General features: G+C 65.1%; 23 protein-coding genes and 1 tRNA gene. 10 read left to right on the top strand and 14 right to left on the bottom strand.

Features of this window, described 5'->3' with window-relative positions; all coding sequences use genetic code 11:
- Positions 1-61: 61 nt before the first annotated feature.
- The 6 genes from Q2M23_RS08675 to chpT form a co-directional block, all read right to left on the bottom strand.
- A complete protein-coding gene (locus Q2M23_RS08675; protein WP_316395328.1) occupies positions 62-934 on the bottom strand; it encodes a protein-glutamate O-methyltransferase CheR in 873 nt (290 codons plus the stop codon).
- On the bottom strand, positions 931-2097 hold the full coding sequence (locus tag Q2M23_RS08670) for a chemotaxis response regulator protein-glutamate methylesterase (RefSeq protein WP_057015193.1): 1167 nt from the start codon (positions 2095-2097) through the stop codon (positions 931-933). Before Q2M23_RS08670 ends, Q2M23_RS08675 begins: the two co-directional genes overlap by 4 nt.
- 130 nt (positions 2098-2227) lie before the next feature.
- Positions 2228-2593 (bottom strand): PleD family two-component system response regulator, encoded by a 366-nt coding sequence (locus Q2M23_RS08665; RefSeq protein WP_018273268.1) that lies wholly within the window; start codon positions 2591-2593, stop codon positions 2228-2230.
- Between the two features lie 63 nt (positions 2594-2656).
- Positions 2657-3127 (bottom strand): chemotaxis protein CheW, encoded by a 471-nt coding sequence (locus tag Q2M23_RS08660; protein WP_076824388.1) that lies wholly within the window; start codon positions 3125-3127, stop codon positions 2657-2659.
- A 22-nt stretch (positions 3128-3149) separates the two neighbouring features.
- Entirely contained in the window at positions 3150-5885 is a 2736-nt protein-coding gene (locus tag Q2M23_RS08655; RefSeq protein ID WP_316395327.1) for a hybrid sensor histidine kinase/response regulator, read from the bottom strand.
- Between the two features lie 202 nt (positions 5886-6087).
- Complete coding sequence (chpT, locus tag Q2M23_RS08650) at positions 6088-6735, bottom strand: histidine phosphotransferase ChpT (protein WP_092090064.1); 648 nt, start codon at positions 6733-6735, stop codon at positions 6088-6090.
- Positions 6736-6991: 256 nt separating this feature from the next.
- On the opposite strand from chpT, the gene cysQ reads away from it, so the two are divergent.
- Positions 6992-7819, top strand: coding sequence for a 3'(2'),5'-bisphosphate nucleotidase CysQ (cysQ, locus tag Q2M23_RS08645; RefSeq protein ID WP_253638925.1), 828 nt, complete (start codon positions 6992-6994; stop codon positions 7817-7819).
- Here cysQ and Q2M23_RS08640 read toward each other — a convergent pair whose 3' ends face one another.
- Positions 7820-8284 carry a YHS domain-containing (seleno)protein gene (locus Q2M23_RS08640; protein WP_057019309.1) on the bottom strand — a complete coding sequence of 155 codons (465 nt, stop codon included), beginning with the start codon at positions 8282-8284 and terminating at the stop codon, positions 7820-7822.
- 153 nt (positions 8285-8437) lie between these two features.
- Between Q2M23_RS08640 and Q2M23_RS08635 the strand changes: the two genes are divergently transcribed.
- The 3 genes from Q2M23_RS08635 (at position 8438) to Q2M23_RS08625 (ending at position 10752) form a co-directional block, all read left to right on the top strand.
- Positions 8438-9043: a DUF1134 domain-containing protein gene (locus Q2M23_RS08635; RefSeq protein ID WP_016843676.1), complete on the top strand. Its 606-nt coding sequence runs from the start codon at positions 8438-8440 to the stop codon at positions 9041-9043.
- Between the two features lie 237 nt (positions 9044-9280).
- Positions 9281-10564: a hypothetical protein gene (locus tag Q2M23_RS08630; protein WP_057019308.1), complete on the top strand. Its 1284-nt coding sequence runs from the start codon at positions 9281-9283 to the stop codon at positions 10562-10564.
- Positions 10565-10677: 113 nt separating this feature from the next.
- A tRNA-Val gene (locus tag Q2M23_RS08625) sits at positions 10678-10752 on the top strand.
- A 215-nt stretch (positions 10753-10967) separates the two neighbouring features.
- Here Q2M23_RS08625 and Q2M23_RS08620 read toward each other — a convergent pair.
- Positions 10968-11273 carry a hypothetical protein gene (locus Q2M23_RS08620; protein ID WP_057019307.1) on the bottom strand — a complete coding sequence of 102 codons (306 nt, stop codon included), beginning with the start codon at positions 11271-11273 and terminating at the stop codon, positions 10968-10970.
- Positions 11274-11449: 176 nt separating this feature from the next.
- Here Q2M23_RS08620 and Q2M23_RS08615 point away from each other — a divergent pair, with 176 nt between their 5' ends.
- The gene (locus Q2M23_RS08615) at positions 11450-11821 is read left to right on the top strand and encodes a DUF4118 domain-containing protein (RefSeq protein ID WP_057019306.1); all 372 of its coding nucleotides are present in this window, start codon (positions 11450-11452) and stop codon (positions 11819-11821) included.
- 70 nt (positions 11822-11891) lie between these two features.
- Here Q2M23_RS08615 and Q2M23_RS08610 read toward each other — a convergent pair whose 3' ends face one another.
- A complete protein-coding gene (locus Q2M23_RS08610) occupies positions 11892-12032 on the bottom strand; it encodes a hypothetical protein (RefSeq protein WP_168858519.1) in 141 nt (46 codons plus the stop codon).
- Positions 12033-12203: 171 nt separating this feature from the next.
- Here Q2M23_RS08610 and Q2M23_RS08605 point away from each other — a divergent pair, with 171 nt between their 5' ends.
- On the top strand, positions 12204-12437 hold the full coding sequence (locus tag Q2M23_RS08605) for a hypothetical protein (RefSeq protein WP_253607299.1): 234 nt from the start codon (positions 12204-12206) through the stop codon (positions 12435-12437).
- A gap of 65 nt (positions 12438-12502) precedes the next feature.
- On the opposite strand, the gene Q2M23_RS08600 is transcribed toward Q2M23_RS08605, so the two are convergent.
- From Q2M23_RS08600 to Q2M23_RS08590, 3 genes are all read right to left on the bottom strand, one after another.
- A complete protein-coding gene (locus Q2M23_RS08600; RefSeq protein WP_316395326.1) occupies positions 12503-12784 on the bottom strand; it encodes a hypothetical protein in 282 nt (93 codons plus the stop codon).
- A gap of 93 nt (positions 12785-12877) precedes the next feature.
- On the bottom strand, positions 12878-13414 hold the full coding sequence (locus Q2M23_RS08595) for a hypothetical protein (protein WP_316395325.1): 537 nt from the start codon (positions 13412-13414) through the stop codon (positions 12878-12880).
- A gap of 50 nt (positions 13415-13464) precedes the next feature.
- Positions 13465-15012 carry an acetolactate synthase large subunit gene (locus Q2M23_RS08590; RefSeq protein ID WP_316395324.1) on the bottom strand — a complete coding sequence of 516 codons (1548 nt, stop codon included), beginning with the start codon at positions 15010-15012 and terminating at the stop codon, positions 13465-13467.
- A 382-nt stretch (positions 15013-15394) separates the two neighbouring features.
- On the opposite strand from Q2M23_RS08590, the gene Q2M23_RS08585 reads away from it, so the two are divergent.
- The 3 genes from Q2M23_RS08585 (at position 15395) to Q2M23_RS08575 (ending at position 18543) form a co-directional block, all read left to right on the top strand.
- On the top strand, positions 15395-15970 hold the full coding sequence (locus Q2M23_RS08585) for a L,D-transpeptidase (RefSeq protein ID WP_038378145.1): 576 nt from the start codon (positions 15395-15397) through the stop codon (positions 15968-15970).
- 107 nt (positions 15971-16077) lie between these two features.
- Entirely contained in the window at positions 16078-16881 is an 804-nt protein-coding gene (locus Q2M23_RS08580; RefSeq protein ID WP_316395323.1) for a DUF2927 domain-containing protein, read from the top strand.
- 666 nt (positions 16882-17547) lie between these two features.
- Positions 17548-18543, top strand: a complete 996-nt coding sequence (locus tag Q2M23_RS08575) for a LysR family transcriptional regulator (RefSeq protein ID WP_057019300.1) — start codon at positions 17548-17550, stop codon at positions 18541-18543.
- Positions 18544-18695: 152 nt separating this feature from the next.
- Here Q2M23_RS08575 and Q2M23_RS08570 read toward each other — a convergent pair whose 3' ends face one another.
- The gene (locus Q2M23_RS08570) at positions 18696-18908 is read right to left on the bottom strand and encodes a hypothetical protein (protein ID WP_253625692.1); all 213 of its coding nucleotides are present in this window, start codon (positions 18906-18908) and stop codon (positions 18696-18698) included.
- Between the two features lie 441 nt (positions 18909-19349).
- Here Q2M23_RS08570 and Q2M23_RS08565 point away from each other — a divergent pair, with 441 nt between their 5' ends.
- On the top strand, positions 19350-20498 hold the full coding sequence (locus tag Q2M23_RS08565; protein WP_316395322.1) for an ABC transporter substrate-binding protein: 1149 nt from the start codon (positions 19350-19352) through the stop codon (positions 20496-20498).
- Between the two features lie 25 nt (positions 20499-20523).
- On the opposite strand, the gene Q2M23_RS08560 is transcribed toward Q2M23_RS08565, so the two are convergent.
- The gene (locus Q2M23_RS08560; protein WP_310880176.1) at positions 20524-21642 is read right to left on the bottom strand and encodes a M48 family metallopeptidase; all 1119 of its coding nucleotides are present in this window, start codon (positions 21640-21642) and stop codon (positions 20524-20526) included.
- Positions 21643-21645: the final 3 nt, after the last annotated feature.

Genomic DNA, 21645 nt, shown 5'->3' with positions numbered 1-21645 from the left:
CCCTTTGAGACGCCGCTTCGCGGCTCCTCAGCGTGACGGGGTTAAAGCGAGATGTCTCGTCTCACCGCGCAGCGGACGCAACCGCCTTCAGCACATGCAGCGCGGCGCCGGCGCGCGCGACCGGAGCGACGCTCGGCTGATACAGTCCGCGCCGGTCGGGATAGGGCCTTAACAGATTGGTGATGCCGACCACGGATTCCGCCGCGCCAAGCGCCAGCACGCCGTCGGGCTCGAGCATCCGGGCTACCTTGCCGAAGATACCGGCCTTGGTCTGCTGATCGAAATAGATCAGCACGTTGCGGCAGAAGATCACGTCGAAGGTGCCGAGATGCGAGACGTCCTGCAGCAGATTGAGCTGGCGGTGCTGCACCATGCCGCGGATATCGGCGTTGAGCTGCCAGAGCTCGCCCTTCTGCACGAAATACTTGACCAGCAGCTGGATCGGCAGGCCGCGCTGCACCTCGAACTGGCTGAACAGGCCGGCCTTGGCCTTTTCGAGCACCGCCTGCGACAGGTCGGTGGCGATGATCTCGATCCGCCAGCCGGCAAACAGCGCAGTCATCTCCTTCAGCAGCATCGCGATCGAATACGGCTCCTGCCCGGTCGACGACGCCGCGCACCAGATGCGCAAGCTGCGGCGCGCCGCGCGCGCCTGCGCGAGCGCGGGCAGCACCGCTTCCTTCAGATGGTCGAATGGGATCTTGTCGCGAAAGAAGAAGGTCTCGTTGGTGGTCATCGCTTCGACCACCTCGGATGTCAGCAGCTCCGCGCCACCCTTCATCCGCTGCACCAGCTCGGGAATCCCGGCGAGGTTCGACCGGCGCGCCAAGGGCAACAGGCGGCTCTCGACGAGATATTGCTTGTCGGCGGAGAGATCGAGGCCGGAACGCTCTTTCAGCAGCTTACGCAGATACTCGTAGTCCAGCGGCGTCACGAACGGTCTCCCGCAAATACCCGAACAAGCTTCGGTGCGATCTGATTGAGCGGCAGCACCGCGGCGCAGATGCCGGCATTGACCGCAGCACCGGGCATGCCCCACACCACGCTGGTCGCTTCGTCCTGCGCGATCACGCTGCCGCCGGCGGCGACGATGTCCTTGCCGCCGCGCATGCCGTCGGAGCCCATGCCGGTCAGGATCACCGACATGATGCTGCCCTGCCAGACATCGATCGCGGAGGTGAACATCGGATCCACCGCGGGCTTGCAGAAATTGACCGGCGGCCCGTCATCGAGCGCGATCGTGGCATCGACGCCGTGGCGGGCGACGCGCATGTGGCGCCCGCCGGGTGCCAGATAGATCTGGCCCGGCTTGATGCTCTCGCCGTCGATCCCCTCATGCGCCGGCCGCTTGCTGGTGCGCGCCAGATGCTCGGCGAGAATGGTGGTGAAGGTCGGCGGCATGTGCTGGGTGATCAGCACCGGGAAGCGATCGATCACCGGGCCGATCTCGGCGACCAGCGTCATCAGCGCCTGCGGGCCGCCGGTCGACGAGCCGATCAGCAGCACCTTGGGCGGCAGCAGGCCGAACGAACGGCGCGTGGCCTGGGCCGGCGCTGTGTGCGCAGCAGCGGGCGCCAGCGGACGCGGCCTGTCATGACCGGGCGCAAGCGGCGGGCTTGCCATCGAGTGCAGCGGGTTGCGCCGCGCCTTGGCGCCGAGATGACGGATCTTCTGGATCAGGTCGTGGCGGAAGGTTTCCGCGGCGGTGGCCTCGCGCGTGCTTTCCGGTTTCGGAATGTAGTCGGACGCACCGAGCGAGAGAGCCTTCAGGCTGATCTCCGCGTTGCGGCGGGTCAGCGTGGAGGCCATGATGACGACGAGATCGCGCTTCTTCGCCAGCAGCTGCGGCAGCGCCGAGATGCCGTCGAGGTCGGGCATCTCGATATCGAGCACCGCGACATCGGGGTTGATGCGTTCGAGCTGGTTGACGGCGTCGAGGCCGGTGCGCAGCGAGGCGACGACTTCCATGTCGGGCTCGGCGCCGATCCAGCGCGAGATCATCCCGCGGATCACCACGGAATCGTCGACCACCATCACCCGCACCTTGTCGGAACGGGTCGATGTCGGGACCGCAGTACTTGTCAACGCAACACTCATGACTTCACCAGCGACGCAACACGACGCACAACAACCGTTGAGCCGAAGGCTTCTGCCGCCGGATCGAACGAAGAATCTAAGTCAGCATGATCTTCTCGGAAAACCGGTTCCCACTTTTCCGGATCATGCTCTAAATGAGTCCGACTTCCTGGAACTTCGCGGTGACGATGTCCCGGTCGAACGGCTTCATGATGTATTCGTTGGCACCGGCATGCAGCGCGCGTGCGATATGCGCGACGTCATTCTCGGTGGTGCAGAACACGACCTTGGGCTGATCGCCGCCGGGCATGCGGCGGAGATTGCCGAGAAACTCGTAGCCGTCCATGACCGGCATGTTCCAGTCGAGCAGCACGGCTTCCGGCATCGCGCGCTTGCAGGCCTCGAGCGCCTTGGCGCCGTCCTCGGCCTCGACGATCTGGAAGTCGAGCCCTTCCAGGATGCGGCGGGCGACCTTGCGAATGACGCTTGAGTCATCGACAACAAGACAGGTTCTCATCTGCGACCTCTACTTCCTCATCCCCGGTGGGATGTTTCAGTTCTTCAGTTCGGGCGGCCCTGTTCACGCCGCTTTGGCATCGGGCACCAGTTCGAGCACGCGATCGATATCGAGGACGACCATGAGCTGGCCGTCGAGGCGATGGACGCCGCCGGCGAGCTTGGCCATGCGGGGATCGAGGTTGACCGGATTGTCCTCGCGGCTGTTTTCGGAGAGCCGCAGCACCTCGCCGATCTGGTCGATCAGCAGGCCATAGGATTCGCCGCGCTGGTCGACGCCGACCGCCATCGGAGGCTTACCGTCGTCGGCCTTCGGCAGCCCGAGCCGGGCGCGCATGTCGACCACGGTGACGATACGTCCGCGCAGATTGAGCACGCCGGCGATCTCGCTGGAGGCCAGCGGCACCCGCGTCAGCCGCTCCGGCATGAACACGTCCTGCACCCGCGAGATCGGCAGGCCGAACAGCTGCCCGCCGATCACGGCGGTGACGTATTCGGCCATCGCGCCTTCGCTTGTCTCGGTCTTGCTGGTCATCGATCCCTGTCCTTATCCCGTGTCAGGCCGCCCGGCGCAGTTCGGCGGTCTGCTCTTTCAGCGCCGCGATCAGCCCGGGACGATCAAACTTGGCGACATAGTCGTGGAAGCCGGCCTGCCGGCCGCGCTCGATCGCCGCCGGCGACACCATCGCCGACAGCGCGATGATCGGCAGCCCGATCAGATTGTGGTCGCTTCGGATGTTCTCGGCGAACTCAAAGCCGTTCATCTCGGGCATCTCGATGTCGGTCAGCACGACGTCGAAGCTCTGTCCCGAACGCAGCGCGGCGAGCCCCTCCTGCGCGCCGCCCGCGGTCCTGACCTTGTAGCCGGCGGCTTTGAGCACCGGCGCCAGCATGTTGCGGAAGAACGCTGAGTCATCGACCAGCAGCACCGACTGCGCCGAGGCCGACGGCCGCATCTCCTTGCGCGAGAACCAGTCGGCGAACGCCATCGGCAGGAAGTGGCCGACGTCGATCACCTCGGTGGCCTGGCCCTTGATCACGGCCGAACCCAAAATGCCGTCCTGCGAACCCGCGACCTCGATGTTGAGCCGCTCCTCGACGATGTCGATGATCTCGTCGACCACGAGCCCCATCGAGCGGCCGTCGTCGGCGAACACCAGGATCGGCTGCGAGCCCTGCGACTGCACCTCGACGCCGGCCATCTGCACCAGCGGCATCAGCTGCTCGCGGTACTGCACCATGTAGCGGCCGTTCGAGAGTTCGATCTTGTCGGTTGCGATCTCCTCCAGCCGGGTGACGAGGCCGAGCGGCACCGCCTTGGGCTGCGAGGAGCCGGCGCGGAACACCAGGAGCGAGGTCAGCTGCTCGCCGCTTGCGGCGTGGGCGTTCGCATTGTCGTCGGCGAGGTCATGGGCCGAGGAGCCGGACGCGCCGAGGGCTTTTGCAATCCCGTTGGGGTCGATGATCATGATGACGGCGCCATCGCCAAGGATGGTGTTGCCGGAGAACATGTCGATGTGCCGCAGTTTTGTGGACATCGGCTTGACCACGATCTCCTCGGTGTGGAACACGCCGTCGACCACGATGCCGAAGGTCTGATTGCCGACTTGCGTGACCACGATGAAGCCGTTCTCGGCGTCTGACGTGGTCGCGCCGTCGTCGATCTTCAAGAGCTTCTTGAGGTGGATCAGCGGCAGCAGCTTGTTGCGCAGGCGCAAGACTGCGGTGTCCTTGATCCGCTCGATGCGGTGCTCGGAGTTGGCGCGGGCCCGCACCAGCTCGACGACAGACAATTGAGGAATCGCAAAGCGGTCGCCGCCGGCTTCCACGATCAGGGCGGAGACGATCGCCAAGGTCAGCGGGATCTTGATGGTGACCGAGGCGCCCTCGCCGGCCACGCTCTTGATGTCGATGGTGCCGCCGATCTGGTCGATATTGGTGCGCACCACGTCCATGCCGACGCCGCGGCCGGACACCGAAGTCACTTGCGCGGCGGTCGAGAAGCCCGGCGCGAAGATGAACTTGTGGATCTGGGCCTCGGTCATCTTCTCCAGCTCGGCCTCGGTGACGAGACCGTTCTGGAGCGCCTTGGCCTTGATCCGCTCGGTGTTGAGCCCGCGGCCATTGTCGGCGATGCAGATGATGATGTGGCCGCCCTCGTGATAGGCGGACAGGCGAATGGTGCCCTGCTCCGGCTTGCCGGCGGCGACCCGCTCGGCGGTGGTCTCGAGCCCGTGATCGGCGGAGTTGCGCACCATATGCGTCAGCGGATCCTTGATCAGGTCGAGCACCTGGCGGTCGAGCTCGGTGTCGGCACCGTGCATCTCGAGCTCGATCTGCTTGCCGAGTTCGCCGGAGAGGTCGCGGACGATGCGCGGCAGCTTCTGCCAGGCATTGCCGATCGGCTGCATGCGCGTCTTCATGACGCCTTCCTGCAGCTCGGCGGTGACGTTGGAGAGCCGCTGCAGCGGCACCTTGAACTCGGTGTCCTCGTTGCGGCGGGAGATCTCCAGCAGCTGGTTGCGGGTCAGCACCAGCTCGGAGACCATGGTCATGAGGTGTTCGAGGGTGTCGACATTGACCCGGATCGACTGGTTGGCGATCTTGTCGCCTTCCTGGACATCCTCAGCGGCCGCCTTGCGGGCCGGCTTCTTCGCAGCCTCAGCCGGCTCGGCGGCGGGAGCCGCAGCGGCAGGCTTCGCGGCCGGCGCCGGTGCGGCGACTTCGGTCTCGGTCTCGCGGAAGGCGCGCTCGAGCTCGTCGAGCGAGACCTCGCCCGGACGCAGCGGACGCTCCAGCGTCTGCACCACCAGCGCGCCTTCGGTCATTGCCGCCTGCACCGACGGAGCTTCGACGACAGGCACATCTTCATCAGCAGCAACCGGCATCGACTGCGTCGAATCGGACATCGCCGCCATGCCGTGCTCGACCATCGCTTCCAGCTGATCGATCAGGTCACGGTCGTTGCCCTCGGGCTCGGCCTCGGTTGCCTCGAGGCCGCCGAGGATCTCCTTGATGCGGTCGATCGAGGACAGGATCAGCGTCACGGCTTCCGCCTTCACCGGCATGCCGTCGCGGAATTTGCCCATCAAGGTCTCGCCGGCATGCGCCAGCGCCTCGAGCCGCGGCAGCCCGAGGAAGCCGCAGGTGCCCTTGATGGTGTGCACCAGCCGGAAGATGTTATCCAGGATCTTCGCGTTGTTCGGATCCTGCTCGAACTGCACCAGCTGGTTGTCGACCGTATCCAGGCTCTCGCTGCTCTCCGTCAGGAACTCGCGCAACAGATCGTCCATGAAACCAACCTTCGAAAAACGCCGAAAACGCAGCGGCGCGCAACATCGACGCGCCTGACGGAACTCAAGTCAGCTTCTCCGCAAAGCGTTTAAGTTTGGTTGAGCAAATGGAAAGGAACGGGATCAACAAAGAGATAAGGCCGCGCGATCGAATCGCGCGGCCGGTCGTAACCTTTGATTAATGATATCGGCGCGGCCGCGGTCAGGACGCGGCAATGATGACCTTGTCGCCGTCGAGCGCGAGCGTCACTTTCAGCCCGCAGGCTTCCGCCAGCAGGCGGGTGTAGTGCGGTTGCACCGCATGCGCATCGACCGTGTTCGACGAGGTCGCATTCAGGAGATCGACGATGTTCTGCGGCACGCGCGCATTGAGGCCCGCAGCCGTGATGCGGAAGCTCATCGCCTCGCCTTCGCCGACCGGGTCGATGGTGAGCGTGCCGCCGCGCGGAATGGTCTGCTGCGCGATGACCAGCATGTTCAAGAGCAGCTTGACCCGGTTCTTGGGCAACAGCAGCCGCGGCAAATTCCAGGTCAGCGTCACCTTGCCGTCCTCGATATGCCCCTTCGCCATGTTCTGGGCATCGCCGAGGTCGATCTGCGCGCCGGAGGAACCGGCCGCGCCGAACGCCAGCCGGCAGAACTGCAGCCGCGCCGAAGCGGTCTTGGCGCTCTTGCGAATCAGATCGAGCGCGAAGTCGCGATCTTCGGGCTTGGGATTGTCGTCAAGGACCTCAAGCCCATTGACGATCGCGCCGACCGGACTGATGAGATCGTGACAGACCCGCGAGCACAAGAGCGCCGCGAGTTCGAGCGCATCGGGAGCGGGACCGGGAGACGAAGTGCCAGACATCAATTGTTTCCTGGAAAGCCGCACGCCGACCGAGGAGTGCGAATCACGCATGCCTGTCGGCTTGATACACCGCGCAGACGGATGCTGCCAGCTTGCGGCGGGACTGATAAAGCATGATCCGGAAAAGTGGAAACCGGTTTTCCGAAAAGATCATGCTCAAACAAGGAGATGAGATCATGATGCGATGCTCCGTCATCGCATCATGATCTCAGGGAACACAAACAGGATATGCGACCCGCTGACATGAGACCCGCACATGAATAAGGCAAAGCCGTCCCTGATCGGCTGCGAGGCCGCCGCGACGCTGCTCGAATCACTGACCGAACTGGTGATCCGCGCCGGCGACGCGATTCTTGCGGTCAATCGTTCGACGATGAATGTTGCCGGCAAGGACGATGGGTCGCCGGTCACCGAGGCCGATCTCGCCGCCGACCACATCATCGTCGAAGGGCTGACGCGGCTCGCGCCGCAGGTGTCGCTGCTGTCCGAGGAGCGCGTCCATCTGGCGACGCCGCCCTATAAAGACAGTTTCTTCCTGATCGATCCGCTCGACGGCACCAAGGAGTTCGTTGCCGGCCGCAATGAATTCACCGTCAATGTGGCGCTGGTCACGCAAGGCGTGCCGCTGCTCGGCATCGTCGGCGCACCGGCGCTCGGGCTGATCTGGCGCGGCATCGTCGGCAAGGGCGCGGAGCGGTTGACGCTGCAGGGCGGCGCGGTTTCGCAGGCGGTGCCGATCAAGACCCGTCCCTGCCCGCCGCGCGGCGCGCCATGGACGGTGGCAGTGAGCCGCTCGCATGGCGATGCGCGCACCGAAGCCTTCATCGACGCGCGCGGCAACGCGGTCCGCGCCGTGCTGGGCTCGGCGGTCAAATTCGGCCGTGTCGCCGAGGGCGAAGTCGATATCTATCCCCGCCTGTCGCCGACATCGGAGTGGGATGTTGCGGCAGGTCACGCGGTCGTCGTAGCGGCCGGCGGCAAGGTCACCGATTCGAACGGCAGCCCGTTGCATTTCGGGCTCGGCCGCGAAGACTTCCTGGTGCCGGAATTCATTGCCTCGGGCGATCCGGCCGCGGCGCCGTGATCACTGCGCGAGATTGTCTTCCAGCTCCGGCCAACGCGCCGCGGCTTCCTTCAAAAAGCGCGCGGGATCGGCGGCGAACACGTCACGGCTGCGTTCCCGGTTGAACAGGTAAAGCCTGTTCCCGACGACGGCCCAGAATCGCGGATTGCCCGCGCAGGTGACGCCCCGCACCAGATCGGTCGGATCGTAACCGCCGAATTGCGGGCCATAGATTTCGGGATGCGCCACGAACGAAGCGCGGTTGCCCTCGTTGCGGAAACGCCAGACCACGCCGTTCTCCGCCGCCTCGAATTCCGGCCGCCCCTGGGTGGCGGCGGCGTCGGTGAAATAGGCGACGGGATCGAATCCCTCGATCGCCAATCCGGAGTAGCGGTTCGTCACCACGCGCTCGGTTGTGGTGGCCTGAACAGGCAAGGACGGCCAGATGGCCGCCAAAATGCCCGCCAACAGGCCGAAAAACGCCATCCCCCGGCACGATCCATATCTTTCCTGCCGTTGTGCCGTCATAGTTGATACCGATAACATCCGAGTCGAGGGGACACCGGGCGCAACCTAGAGCCGTGCCTGTTGGCATCAGGTTAAAGGGCAGCGCCCGGATTTCGATAGCAGGGGTTCTTAATGACTTTCGCATCACGCCTTGCCGCGGTCGCGTTTGCCGCGCTGATGTGCTGGAGCGCAGGGGCGTCCGCGCAGCAGGGCCCGCCACCGCAATATCCGCCGCCACAGCGTGAGCCGACCCCGTATACTTACGGGCCCGACGAATTGGTCAATGCCGGACACAAGTTCTTCGGCAATGTCTCGCGCGGACTCGCCTCGGTCATCGAGCGCGCCGTCAGCCAGTGGGGCCTGCCCAATGGTTATGTGCTCGGCGAGGAAGGCTCCGGCGCCTTCGTGGCCGGGCTGCGCTATGGCGAAGGCACGCTCTACACCAAGAACGCCGGCGACCTCAGGGTCTACTGGCAGGGTCCCTCGGTCGGCTTCGACTGGGGCGGCGACGGCGCGAGGACCATGACGCTGGTCTACAACCTGCCTTCGACCCAGGCGATCTATCAGCGCTTCGTCGGCATCGACGGCTCGGCCTATATCGTCGGCGGCTTCGGCATGACGGCGCTGACCGCCAACAACATCGTGCTGGTCCCGATTCGCTCGGGCATCGGCTTGCGGCTCGGCGCCAGCGTCGGCTATCTCAAATTCACCCCGCGCGCGACCTGGAACCCGTTCTAGAGCGTTTCCAGCCAAGCGGACGCCGGTTCGCATCAAGAAAACGCGTCAGGACAGAATCCAGAGCCTCGTTCCGATTCAATCGGAACGAAGCACGAGGTCGCAGCCCTGATCGGGCGATGAGGCCGGCGCTCCGGCACGGTTAGCAATTCAGGTTAACGCGGCAATCGGGCTGGCCTTTGGCCGGCCCGCCGTGGCATTGTGATTAACAAATTCCTTCTTTTCTTGGAGTGACCCTTCATGATCGAGCCGATCATGTACGCGGCGATCGGTTTCCTGATCTCGATGCTGTGCGGCCTGATGATCGTTCCGCTGGTGCACAACCGGGCGGTGCGGCTGACCACGCGCCGCATGGAGGCGGCCACCCCGCTGTCGATGGCCGAGATCCAGGCCGACAAGGACCAGCTCCGCGCCGAATTCGCCATGTCGGCTCGCCGGCTCGAGATGAGCGTCGACCAGCTCAAGAGCAAGACCACGAGCCAGCTCGCCGAACTCGGCAAGAAGACCGATGCGATCAACCGCATGAAGATCGAGCTCGGCGAGAAGAACGCCGCGATCTTCGCGCTGGAAGCGCGCGAAAAGGCGATGAAGGATCAGCTTCGCGCCACCGAGGAAGAGTTCTCGGCCAAGACCGAGCTGTTGCGCAACGCCGAGCAGGCGCTGACCGACAAGCAGGGCGAGCTCGGCAAGATCAACGCCGAGCTCAACGACCGCGCGATGACCGCCGACAGCCGCCAGATCGAACTGGTCGCGGTGCGGACCCAGGTCGAGGAGCTGAAGAACCGGGTCGGCGATGCCGCCAGGGAATTCGCGGCAACCGAAGCCCGCCTCGCCCAGGAGCGCAGCCAGTCGGAAACCGCGACGCGCGACCTCACCGACGCGCGCGGCCGGGTCGAAAATCTGAGCCAGCGCGTCACCGATCTCGACCGCCAGCTCGTCGCCCAGGTCAAGGAAGCCGAGATGCTCGGCAACCGGGTCAACGACCTTGAGACGCGGCTTGCGACCCAGGGCAAGCTGCTTGCCGAGCGCGAATTCGAGAACGGCCAGTTGAAGCAGGCCAACGCCGCCGCCGAGCGGACCGTGCAGGAGCTGCGCGAGGAGATCGCGGCAGCGGGCGGCGGCAAATCCTCCGCGCTCGACAAGCTGCGGCAGGAGAAGGCTCAAGTCGAGGAGCAGCTGCGCACCGTCAGCGACGAGCGCGGCAAGCTGCAGCGCGACATCAACGCGATCCAGCAGCAGGCCGAGAGCTCCTGGGCGACCGAGCGGATGGAGAATGCGCTGTTGCGCGAGCGCATCAACGACATTGCCGCCGAGGTGGCCAAGCTCGCGATCCAACTCGAGGGCCCGAATTCGGCGATCGAGGCCATGCTGGCGGCGGAGCCGACGGTGCCGGCCAAGGCGGCTGCCAAGCCCGCCAACGGCGTCTCGCCGGGCAGCGGGTTACCCGAGGGCGGCGGCACGCTCGCCGAGCGCATCCGGGCGCTGCAGTCACACGCCTCCCGCGCCCGCCAGCAAGGCGCCTGATTCCCGCAGGGTTTGGCTTGACACCCCTACCCGGCACTTCGTAAATCGCACGCTCTGACGAAGCGCCTTAATCGACCGGCCGCCGACCAGCGGCCTTTGGCACGTCACATCCCGGACGCATAGCTCAGCGGGAGAGCGTTCCCTTCACACGGGAGAGGTCCAAGGTTCGATCCCTTGTGCGTCCACCATCCTGCCTCCTGAACTCTGCCAGATGCGAACGATTGTCGACATTCTGCTGTCCTCCGGGACCGCCTCACAAAAATGTCGAAAACAACCCCATGCAAAGTAGCCGAGGCGAGCCGGATCAACGGGTTACGCCATTTCCGAATTTTGATTAACTCGTCGCGCAAAACACCGGCAGGCCAGCGGCGCCGATCTCGGCGATGCGGCCCGGCATTCCGGCTCACTGCCGGCGGCGCTGCGGTGCGGATGACGGCTTGGCGTTGCGCCGGCTGAGCTCGCCGAGCAGGTCGCGAACGGCGCCGTCGAGTTCGTCGGGTGGTGGGATGGCGTGATCGGCGTGCTGCGTGCCGGCCCGCCGATACCAGCCGGAGGCGGAGCTGTCGTCATTCGCGGCGCGAACCTGCGGCGCACGAACGTGAGCGCGCGAGGCGGATCCCCGCCGCCGGCGCGAGATCAGCTCGCGTGCGCCGTACCCCGAGATGAAACCGATCCCGGCGACGAGAGCGACAATCAGAAGCTCAAGCATCGTGTTGCCCCCAATCACCGTGCCGCAATGCAATATGCGCGACAATGCGGCGGCGGCTTGACCGGGCCGGTTCCTTTTCACTGTATCGAGCACAACCCTGCCCCTCGGAATCGTACGGGTTTTGTTTGCAGGCCTCCTCGGCTACCTTCCCGGAACTCGCGGGGGCCGGAGTCTGGATGCGCAAGGGCAACGACTACATTTTGAAGCTGCGGCCTTGGTCGTTGTCGACATTCGTCGTCGCCCTGCTTGCGGTGGTGCTGGCCACCGCGACCCAGGAGATGTTCTCGAGCTTCGGCATGCAGTTCTATTTCGCGGGCTTCGTGCCGGCGATCCTGATCGCCGGCCTGATGGGCGGCGCGCCCGCCGGCGCGTTTGCGACCATCATCACGGTACCGATCGTCTGGTGGGCGTTCATGCCGCCCTATTTCGAGTTCGGCTGGCCGACGGCCGGCGACTATGACAGCCTGGCGATGTTCCTGCTGTCGAGCGCGCTCTTGGTCTGTTTCTCGCAGCTCTATCGGGAAGCGCTGGCAATTCTGCGGAAATAGCGGACGACCCAGGCCGTGGCCCGGCCGCCGGCGATAGCGCACCGGTTGCCTTGTCGTCGATCGTTCGCTCTCAGATCCCGAACATCCAGATCGCGACGATGGTGGCCAGCGTTGCCACGCCGCTGATGGTCCAGCCCGCCGCGTAGAAGGTGTCCTCGGGGGCGGTGTCGAGCACCGTATTGGTGGTTTCCGTCATTGACCGCCAGCGCATGGCGTCTCTCCTCGGAACTCCTGCCGGGCCAGATAACGCGGCGCCCGGTTCCCGGTTCCGCGGCGGCCATACCGTTCACGCAGAGCTCACGGATTGCTGATCGGTGCCGCGGAACCCTGCGACATTCTGTCCCGTTGAGGCTCGCCGGAAACCAACTTGGGAGAACATCCGATGCGAACACTGATCCTCGCCGCCACCGCCCTTGCCTTCGTCTCGTCCACCGCGCTCGCGCAGGACAAGGCGGGCGGGAGCCCGGCCCCCGCTGCGCAAAGCGGCGACACCGCGACCAAGGGCGAGGCGGCCAAGGCGCCGAAGAAAGCGAAGAAGACCGCCAAGAAATCGAGCGCCAAGACCGGTGCCAAGACCGGCGCCGCCACGACCGGCAGCGATGCCACCAAGCAATAAACAGAAACAATCGCGCTCGGTGATCTACTTGGCGATCACGTACTTGGCGATCGCGGACTTGGCGATCACGGAAAAGGCCGCCCGAAGGCGGCCTTTTTTACTGTGTCGGTGCGGGTGCTGCTTCGGCCCGTCGCGTCGCAATCAAGTGCGCCGACCACCTCGGGTAGTGGAAGTTGGCGCGTTGGAAGCTGGGGCAGTGGAAGTTTGATCAGGGCAAGCTGGACCAGCGAAAGTCGGACCAACGAATTCAAGTGCGGGAGGGGGAGCGAAAGAGTTGCGGAGCTGATAATCCGCACCGCCATCGGATCGTTCTGAAAATTGACCACCAGCTCCAGGAATTGCTCCACCTCCCGCACCTTCTGTTGTGCCGCGCGTGCAGGGGCGACGCATGATCCAAACGGGCTATCACTGCAAACGCGAGGAAAGATTCACCGATAGACTTAATGCGGAGCGCCATCGTCGCCCCTGTTCGCGAGCCCGCTCTCGCGTAGCCGCTCGGCAAACCAGAGCGAAGTCGCGCTATCGATGGCTCCGCCGGCATAGACCTCGGTAAAGCTCACCCCGCCTTGTCCGACGATCACCAGCACGCCCATCGCATAGGCAAACCAGACATTCGGATCGGTCAGCGCCTGCAGCTTGCGCTGATCGTGCTCGATCGGCTGGTGATTGCTGTCCTTGCGCAGTTCGATGGCCAGGAGATTGTTCGGGATGTCGCGCTGATGCACGACGATATCGGGATAGATCGACTTGCCAAGATGGTCGTCGGTCGAGCTCCCCGAGCCGCGCGGCAGCCGCAGCGTGCGCTCGCCGAGCCGGTCGTAGTTGCAATCGACCTGCCAGCCGGAAAATTGCCGCTCGACATAGACCGCCAGCCGGTGAGTGAGCGTTCGCTCGCCAAGATCGCGCTCCAGCAGGAACATCTCCTGCGCATAGAATTCCTCCACGGCGGCGATCACCTTGTTCAGCTCGGTCTGCATCGACGCCTCCGACTGGACTGGGCCGCCGCCGCGGCCCTTCAGCTACGCCCCTACATCTGCACTTCGATCAGCCGCGGTCCCGGTTCGGCGACGGCTTCCGCGAGCGCCTTGTTGAACTCGTCGGCCGTCGTCACCGCCCTGCCCGGTACCCCCATGCCCCTGGCGAGCGCGACGAAGTCGAGCGTCGGCCGGTCGATCTTCAGCATGTCCTGAGCCCGCTTGCCCGGCTCGCCGGCGCCGACGCCGTCGAACTCGCCGCGCAGGATCTGATAGATGCGGTTGGCGAACACAATGGTCACGACGTTGAGCCCTTCGCGCGCCTGGGTCCACAGCGACTGGATCGTGTACATCGCGCTGCCGTCGCCGACCATGCAGATCACCTTGCGGTCCGGACAGGCGACCGCCGCGCCGGTTGCCACCGGCGTCGAGAAGCCGATCGAGCCGCCCATGTTCTGCAGCCAGTCATGCGGCGCGGCCGCCGCGGTCGGCGGGAAGAAGCCGCGGCCCGTGGTGACGGATTCATCGACCATGATGGCGTGCTCGGGGATCGCGCACGCAATCGCCTGCGCGATCGTGGCGTGGTCGAGCGCACCGGTCGGCTTGACCAGTTCCTGCAATTGCTGCGGCTTGACGTCCTGCGCGGTCGCATGCAGCGCGCCCGCGAGCGCCTCGAGCGCCGCGACCGAATTCTCGCCCCAGGCGGTCATGCGATGCACCTCGCAGCCTTCCGCCTTCAGCATGCTCGGCTTGTTCGGATAGGCGAAGAACGCCACGGGATCGTTGGCCTCGACCAGCACGATGTGACGGAATTTCTTCAGGATCGGCAACGCCTGCTCGATCACATAGGGAATGCGGTTGATCGAGAAGCGGCCGCGGCCGCGCGCCATGCGCGGGTGATAGGTCTGGCCCATCACCGTGCAGCCGGTCTTGCCGGCGATGCGCTCGGCGAGCGCCAGCCCGTGCTCGGTCAGCGCGCTGCCGGTGACGAGCAGCAGCGTATGCGCGGCATCGCCATGCAGGATCTTCGCCGCGGCATCGACCGCCTGCGGCGAATAGCTCGGGCGCTGCGTGTCCACGGGCACCTCGGCGATGCCGTCGGCTTCGTTCCAGGCGGTGTCGGCCGGCAGGATCAGGGTTGCGATCTGCGGCGGCGCGCTCCTGGCGGCGGCGATCGCGGCCGCGCCGTCGGCCGCAACCGACTTGGCATCCGGCGAGGTGCGCACCCAGGACGACATCGGCCGCGCCAGGCCCTCGATGTCGGACGTCAGCGGCGCATTGTAACCGATGTGGTAGGTGGCATGCTGACCGACGATGTTGACGATCCCGGAATGCGCCTTCTTGGCGTTGTGCAGATTGGCAAGGCCGTTGGCGAGGCCGGGCCCGAGATGCAGCAGCGTCGAGGCCGGCGTTCCCTTCATGCGGAAATAGCCGTCGGCCGCACCGGTCACCACGCCTTCGAACAGACCGAGCACGCAGCGCATGCCCGGGACCTTGTCCAGCGCCGCGACGAAATGCATCTCCGAGGTGCCGGGATTGGTAAAGCAGACATCCACGCCGCCTGCGACCAATGTCCGCACCAGACTTTCCGCACCATTCATGCTCTCGCTCCCGTTTCGAGATGTTCTTGAGGTCGCTCAGAGTATGATCCGATCCGATTGAATCGGATCATGCTCGTATCCTTTTGTTTGGTCGCATTTTCTTCACGCGAACCGGTGCCCACTTCGCTTGAAAACGCTCCAGCTTTTGTTTGGTCGCGCTTTCTTGACGCGAACCGGTACCCACTTCGCTCGAAAACGCTCCAGATCAACCATTCTTCAGCCGCTTCGTCAAAGGCTTGGCCGGACAATGCAGGTATCGCTTCCGATCTGTTGCCTTTTTAAACCGTGTTGTTCGAAAATGCCTGAGGTCACGGCTTCGTCGCTTGCGAAACGCCGGCAATTGTGGCCTCTCTGACTACATATGTTCGCGAGGACGACGACCATGCGCCCGATTGCCTTGATGTTTGCCGCGCTCACGATCCTGGCAGGTGCCGGCCAGGCCCACGCCCAGTTCTTCGACTCCCGCGGCTATCAGTCCGAAGCCCCGAGCTTCTTCGGCGGCGGCGGCGCAAGCCCGATCCCGCGCACCACCGTCAACTACCCGACCAACTACGCCCCCGGCACCATCGTGGTGAACACCGCCGAGCGCCGGCTCTATCTGGTGCTGGCGAACGGCCAGGCGCTGCGCTACGGCATCGGCGTCGGCCGCGACGGCTTCCGCTGGAGCGGTGTCCACCGCATCTCCGCAAAGAAGGAATGGCCGTCGTGGACGCCGCCGTCGCAGATGCTGCGCCGCCGCCCCGATCTGCCGCGCCACATGAACGGCGGCATCGAGAATCCGCTCGGCGCGCGCGCGATGTATCTCGGCTCGACGCTCTACCGCATCCACGGCTCGAACGAGCCGGAGACGATCGGCCAGGCCGTCTCGTCGGGCTGCTTCCGCATGACCAACGACGACGTCACCGATCTCTATGGTCGGGTCTCGGTCGGCACCACCGTGGTGGTGAAGAACAACTGATCGCGTCGATTTCAACGGAACCAGGCGCCGCCATTCGGCAAGATCGCTGATCCCGCCGCCTTGATCCCTCCTTGCGCTGCCGCAAACCTTGCGGCAGCGTTGTCACAATGCCCCAGCACCGTCCTTCGATCCTCGTCCTTCTCGCCGCAACGCTCGCCGCTTGCCTCGCAGATGCCGCGGTGCCCGCGGCCGCCACCGAGGTACCGGCGGCGATCGCCGCGCGCCAGCGCAACGAGAAGAAGGTCTTCACCGACGCCGAGATCGTCGAGGGCTTTCTGAAAACCGCGTTCGGCGCCGAATATCATCTCGCCGGGCGGGTCGACCGGATCCGCAAGTACGACAGTCCGGTGCGCGTGTTCGCCGACGGCAGCCGCGCCGACCGCAAGGCCCAGCTCGCCAGGGTCGTCGCCGACATCCGCAGCAAGGTGCAGCATCTCGACATCGCGATGACCGAGAACAACGAAGCGGCCAATGTCGTGGTCAAGCTGGTGCGCGACCGCGAGCTGTACCGCACGATCGCGACTTTCTACGGCCAGGAGCGCGCCAGGGAGATCCGCTCCTCGCTCGACCCGCAATGCCTGTCCGGCTTCCGCAAGAACGAGAACTACGAAATCGAGCATTCCGACGTGATCCTCACCGTCGACAACGGCGATTTCGTCTTCCTCGACTGCGCCTATGAGGAGCTGTTGCAGTCGCTCGGCCCGATCAACGACACCGCCACCGTGCCCTGGACCATGTTCAACGACAACGTCTCGATGGGCTATTTCGACGTCTACGACCAATATCTGCTCAACCTGCTCTACGACCCCCGCATCAAGCCCGGCATGACCGTGCAGGAGGTCAAGGCCGTGCTGCCCGCCGTCCTCGCCGACGTCCGCGCCTGGGTGGCGAAGGTGAACCATCTGGAGTGAGGGTGGCGGCCTCCGTCGATCGGCGCACACGCTCGCGGCATTCACAGCCGTCGTCCCGGCGAAGGCCGGGACCCATACGCCGCAGCGGGTGTTGTGGATGGGACTCGTCGTTCCGACATCGCGCAACAATGAACTTCGGTGGCAATGGGTCCCGGCCTTCGCCGGGACGACGATGAAGTCGGAAAGCAGTCCAGGTCCCCTCATCCTGAGGCGCACTCGCGCATCTCGAAGGATACACGGCCACAGTCAGGCCGTCGTGGTTCGAGACGGCCGCTGCGCGGCCTCCTCAGCATGACGGTGATGGAATGAGCGCGCGATCTCCCCAATCGTCGTCCTGGCGAAAGCCAGGACCACCGCACTTGATGATGAACGAGATCGCGGCCACAGCATCGCGCAACAATTGACATTTGGGGTAATGGGTCCCGGCTTTCGCCAGGACGACGAGGATGGTTCTCGCGCGACGTAACGTAGCGTCATTGCGTAGTCCTCGCCCGGCTTTGACCGGGCGATCCAGTATTCCAGAGACAGTCATTGTTGAACCGCGCGCACGAAGGCATGGTTGCGTGGTGGCGGTCCTGAATTCTCGCATTGGTTGTATTATAATCGCATGACAATGCACGACTCAGGTCGGATGCGCGCCAAAAAAGTGTGCTATAAGCACGTGCGATGATCGAGCTTCCCCGTACCCAGGCCTTGCGTTGCTTCATCACGGTTGCCCGTGAAGGCACGGTATCGCGCGCAGCGGCGATGCTGAAGCTGACCCAGCCCGCGGTCAGCCTGCAGCTGAAGGCACTCGAGGAAAGCACCGGGCTGCAGCTGTTCAACCGCACACCTGCCGGATTCACCCTGACCGAGGCCGGCGCCGCGCTGCTGCCGCTGGCGCACCGGGCAGTGGCGGCCGCGTCCGACTTCAAGGCGATGGCGGACTCGCTGAACGAGGCACAGCGCGGCACGCTGCGCGTCGGCACCATCCTCGACCCCGAATTCACCCGGCTCGGGCCGTTCGTGCGCAGCCTTGCGATGTCCTCGCAGCGCACCGAAGTCTTCCTGCGTCATGGCGTGAGCGACGACGTGCTGGCGCAGATCGGCCGCGGCGAACTCGACGTCGGCTACTATGTCGACGCCACGCCGCAGGACCAGCTCGTCCATCACAGCTTCACCGAACGGACCATCGTCGACGGCCGCTACCAGCTCGCCCCGCTGCTTTGCTACGACTACCGGGTAATCGCACCGATCGCCTGGCGCGACCGGGTGATGGGCAAGGGCTGGGCCGAGCTCGCCGAGCTGCCCTGGCTCGCGACACCGCCGCACTCCGGCCACCGGCGGCTGCTCGACGACATCTTCCGTCCGCTCGGCGCATTGCCGAAGCGGATCGGCTACACCGACCAGGAAGAGGCGATGATCGACTTCGTCGAATCCGGCCTCTGCCTCAGCCTCGCACGCGACAACGTGCTGGCGCCGCGGATGGCGCGGCCGCATCAGTTCGTGGTCGCCGACAAGGTGAAGCTGACCTGCGATCTCTCCTTCGCCAGCCTCGCCGCCCGCCGCCAGGAGCCGGTGATCGCCCACGCCTTCGCAAGCGTGCGCGCGGTATGGAATATCAAGCCGACGATCGCCGGCGCCGGACCGACGCGGACGCGGAAGGTCGCGAAGAACGTGTAAGCGGGCTTCTGTTCCCTACTTCAAAGCAAGGCTGGTGCAATAAGCGGAGACTTCACCGCTTCTCCAACCGTTATTCAGTCCGATCTCCGTGCATTGATTATCGCTCTTGAAGGGCACGCCGGCGGATCGGCAGATCGTCGTGAGGCGATGACCTAGGCCGCGGCGACCAGCGGCCTCGTCATGTCAGCCATCGTGGGCACCAGCGACGGCGCTTCACAGTCCTGCAGAGCGAGCTCGTTGACCAGTTCGCGCAGCCTTGGCGGCAGATCGGCGTAATCGCCGCGCAGGGCATGGCGCAGCCGTTCGCCAATCTCTTCGCAGATGGCGCGCGCGTGCTCGGACGCAATCGGATGAGGCTCAATCATGGACGTGGACCGCCGGCGATGACCGCGCGCCGTCCAACTGCACTTCCGCAACCACGGATCCCGCATGTGCACATGCGATCAAGACGAGGATCCGAACAATACTGGACATGTTCGTACTCCCTTTTCTGATCCTTCAATAACAGCGAGACGTTGCCGCCCGATTAGGGAAACTGGTTCCCGCGGCCTTTAAGGGAGTGGTAAACGCGAAGTTTCAGGACCGAACCGAAGCTGGGTCAGAAATTTGGCCGGGCGCCGTCGACCCAACCGATCGCGGACAATTTGAGGCCTCGGGCCGCAGAGCGCGCGAACCTTGCCCGAGCGCAGTCCGGTGTCCCCAATCAGGGGGACAGACGGATCGGGCGGAATCAATATGATGCGCGACCGGACGGCGGTCGGCTATCATCGGCCGCAGATAAAAAGAACCTGCTGGGAGGATTTGCAATGAAGCTGGCCATGGCCGGACTGTTGACATTTGCGAGCGCGATCCTGATTGCGCCGGGCGCGCGTGCCGACATCAAGGTCGGCGTCGTGGTGTCCGGATCCGGACCGGGCTCGGCGCTCGGCCAGCCGCAGATGCGCACCATCGCCGCGCTGCCGAAGGAGATCGGCGGCGAGAAGGTGACCTATATCGCGCTCGACGACGAGTCCGATCCGACCAAGGGCACGCAGAATGCGCGGCGCCTCGTGATCCAGGACGGCGTCGATATCCTGATCGGCTCCTCGCTCACCCCGGTGACCATGCCGATGCTCGACGTCGCCGTGGAGAGCAAGACGCCGATCATCTCGCTCGCGGCGGCGACCGCGATCGTGCAGCCGATGGACGACCGCCGCCGCTGGGCGTTCAAGGTGGTGCCCAATGACGACCTGATGGCGGCGGCAATCCTGAAATACATCGCCAAGTCCGGCATCAAGACGCTCGGCTATATCGGCGTCTCCGACGGCTATGGCGAAGGCTACTACAAGGAGGTGTCGCGGCTCGCCCCGCAGCTCGGCCTCACCGTGACGACGCATGAGGTCTATGCGCGGGCCGACACCAGCGCGATGGGCCAGGCGCTCAAGGTGATCGCGACCAATCCGGAAGCGGTGTTCATCGCCTCCGCCGGCACGCCCGCCGTACTGCCGCAGGAGGCGCTGCGCAGCCGCGGCTATGCCGGCAAGATCTTCCAGACCCATGGCGTTGCCTCGGAAGAGTTCATCAAGCTCGGCGGCGCCAATGTCGAGGGCGCGATCTTCACCGGCGAAGCCTTCACCATCGCCGACGATCTGCCGGCGACCGATCCGTTCCGCCAGGTGCGCGACGAGTTCGTGTCGTCCTACGAGAAGGCCAACGGCTCGAGGCCGAACATCTTCGGCGCGCATCTGTGGGACGCCGTCACGCTGTTCAAGCGGCCGGCGGCGAATGCGCTCAAGACCGCAAAGCCCGGCACGGCGGAATTCCGCGCCGCGCTGCGCGACGAGCTCGAGCGCGGCAAGGACGTCTACCTGAACAACGGCCTCTCGACCATGAGCCCGACCGATCACAACGGCTATGACGAGCGTTCGGCGTTCCTGATCAAGGTCGAAGGCGGCAAGTTCAGGCTGGTGAAGTAGCGAGGGAGCGTCGGCGGCTGCGCCGTCACACCTTGCCGGCGCCGCTGCAGATGCCCTTTAGCGCCTGCCATTCGGCCGATGACAGCAGCGGCGGACCATCGGGGCGGCTGGCGGCATCGGCCTTGTCCATGCGCGCGAGGCGGTCCTCGGTCAAGGGATGGCTGGAGACGAGCGAGAGCCCCTTGCCGCCCTCCTTGCCGGTGACGCGGAACATCAGTTCGCCCATCGGCTTGGCCGGACGGCCGAGCTTGTGCATGGTCTCGATCGCGAAGCTGTCGGCGTTGGTCTCGGCGTCGCGCGAATAGGACGACGTCACCAGCGAGCGCGAGGCGAAGATCAGCGCGCCGGAGCCGGTGACGTCACCGAACAACAGCCCGATCAGGAACGAGGTGCCGCCGTTGTGGATCAATTCGCGCATGCTGTCGCGGTGCCGGAGATGGCCGAGCTCATGCGCCAGCACGCCGGCGATCTCGTCGGGGTTCTCGGCTTTCTCCAAGAGTCCGTCGAACAGATAGACCTTGCCGCCGGGCAGCGCGAAGGCGTTCGGCACCGACGTCGCCAGCACGCCCGACTGCACCGACGTATCGAAGCCTGCGGACTGCCGCAACTTGCCGACCAGCTTCGCGAACGCCGCCTGGCCGGCCGGGTTGCTGCAGGGCTTGCCGTCGAACAGCACCTTGACCTGCGCCTCCGCGACATCGCCGATGCGACGCTCGAACGAGTCGGGCACCAGTGGCGTCAGCCGCTCGGCGGCCAGCGGCACGCCGAACAGCACCACCAGCACGATCGACACCGCGGCCGCGAGCGACCAGCCGACGATCGCGGCGACGCCCCTGCGGTTCGGCAGCCCTTCCTCGAGCGTATCGCAGCGCGCGACCAGCGCGGCGATCAGCCCGGCGTCGCGGATGTCGAGCCGCGCCAAAGGCGGTGCGGTCAGGCAGCTCAGCCGCAACAGGCCGGACGGGCTGTCGGCGCGGCGGATGTCGTGAAACACCCAGCGCGCGAGCAGTGCGCCGTCTTCGCGGATCTCCAGTGCGTCGGACAGTCTGAGTGCGACGATGCGCCGCCGGTTTGACAGGCCGTCGAAGAAGACGCCGCCGGGAGCCGGCGCCGCGGAATTGGTCTGACCGGAATCGGATTCCATGGA

Source organism: Bradyrhizobium sp. 33ap4, from assembly GCF_032654765.1.
In the GTDB taxonomy this organism is placed as follows: Bacteria; Pseudomonadota; Alphaproteobacteria; order Rhizobiales; family Xanthobacteraceae; genus Bradyrhizobium; species Bradyrhizobium australafricanum.
This window is presented reverse-complemented; position numbering and strand designations above follow the sequence as displayed.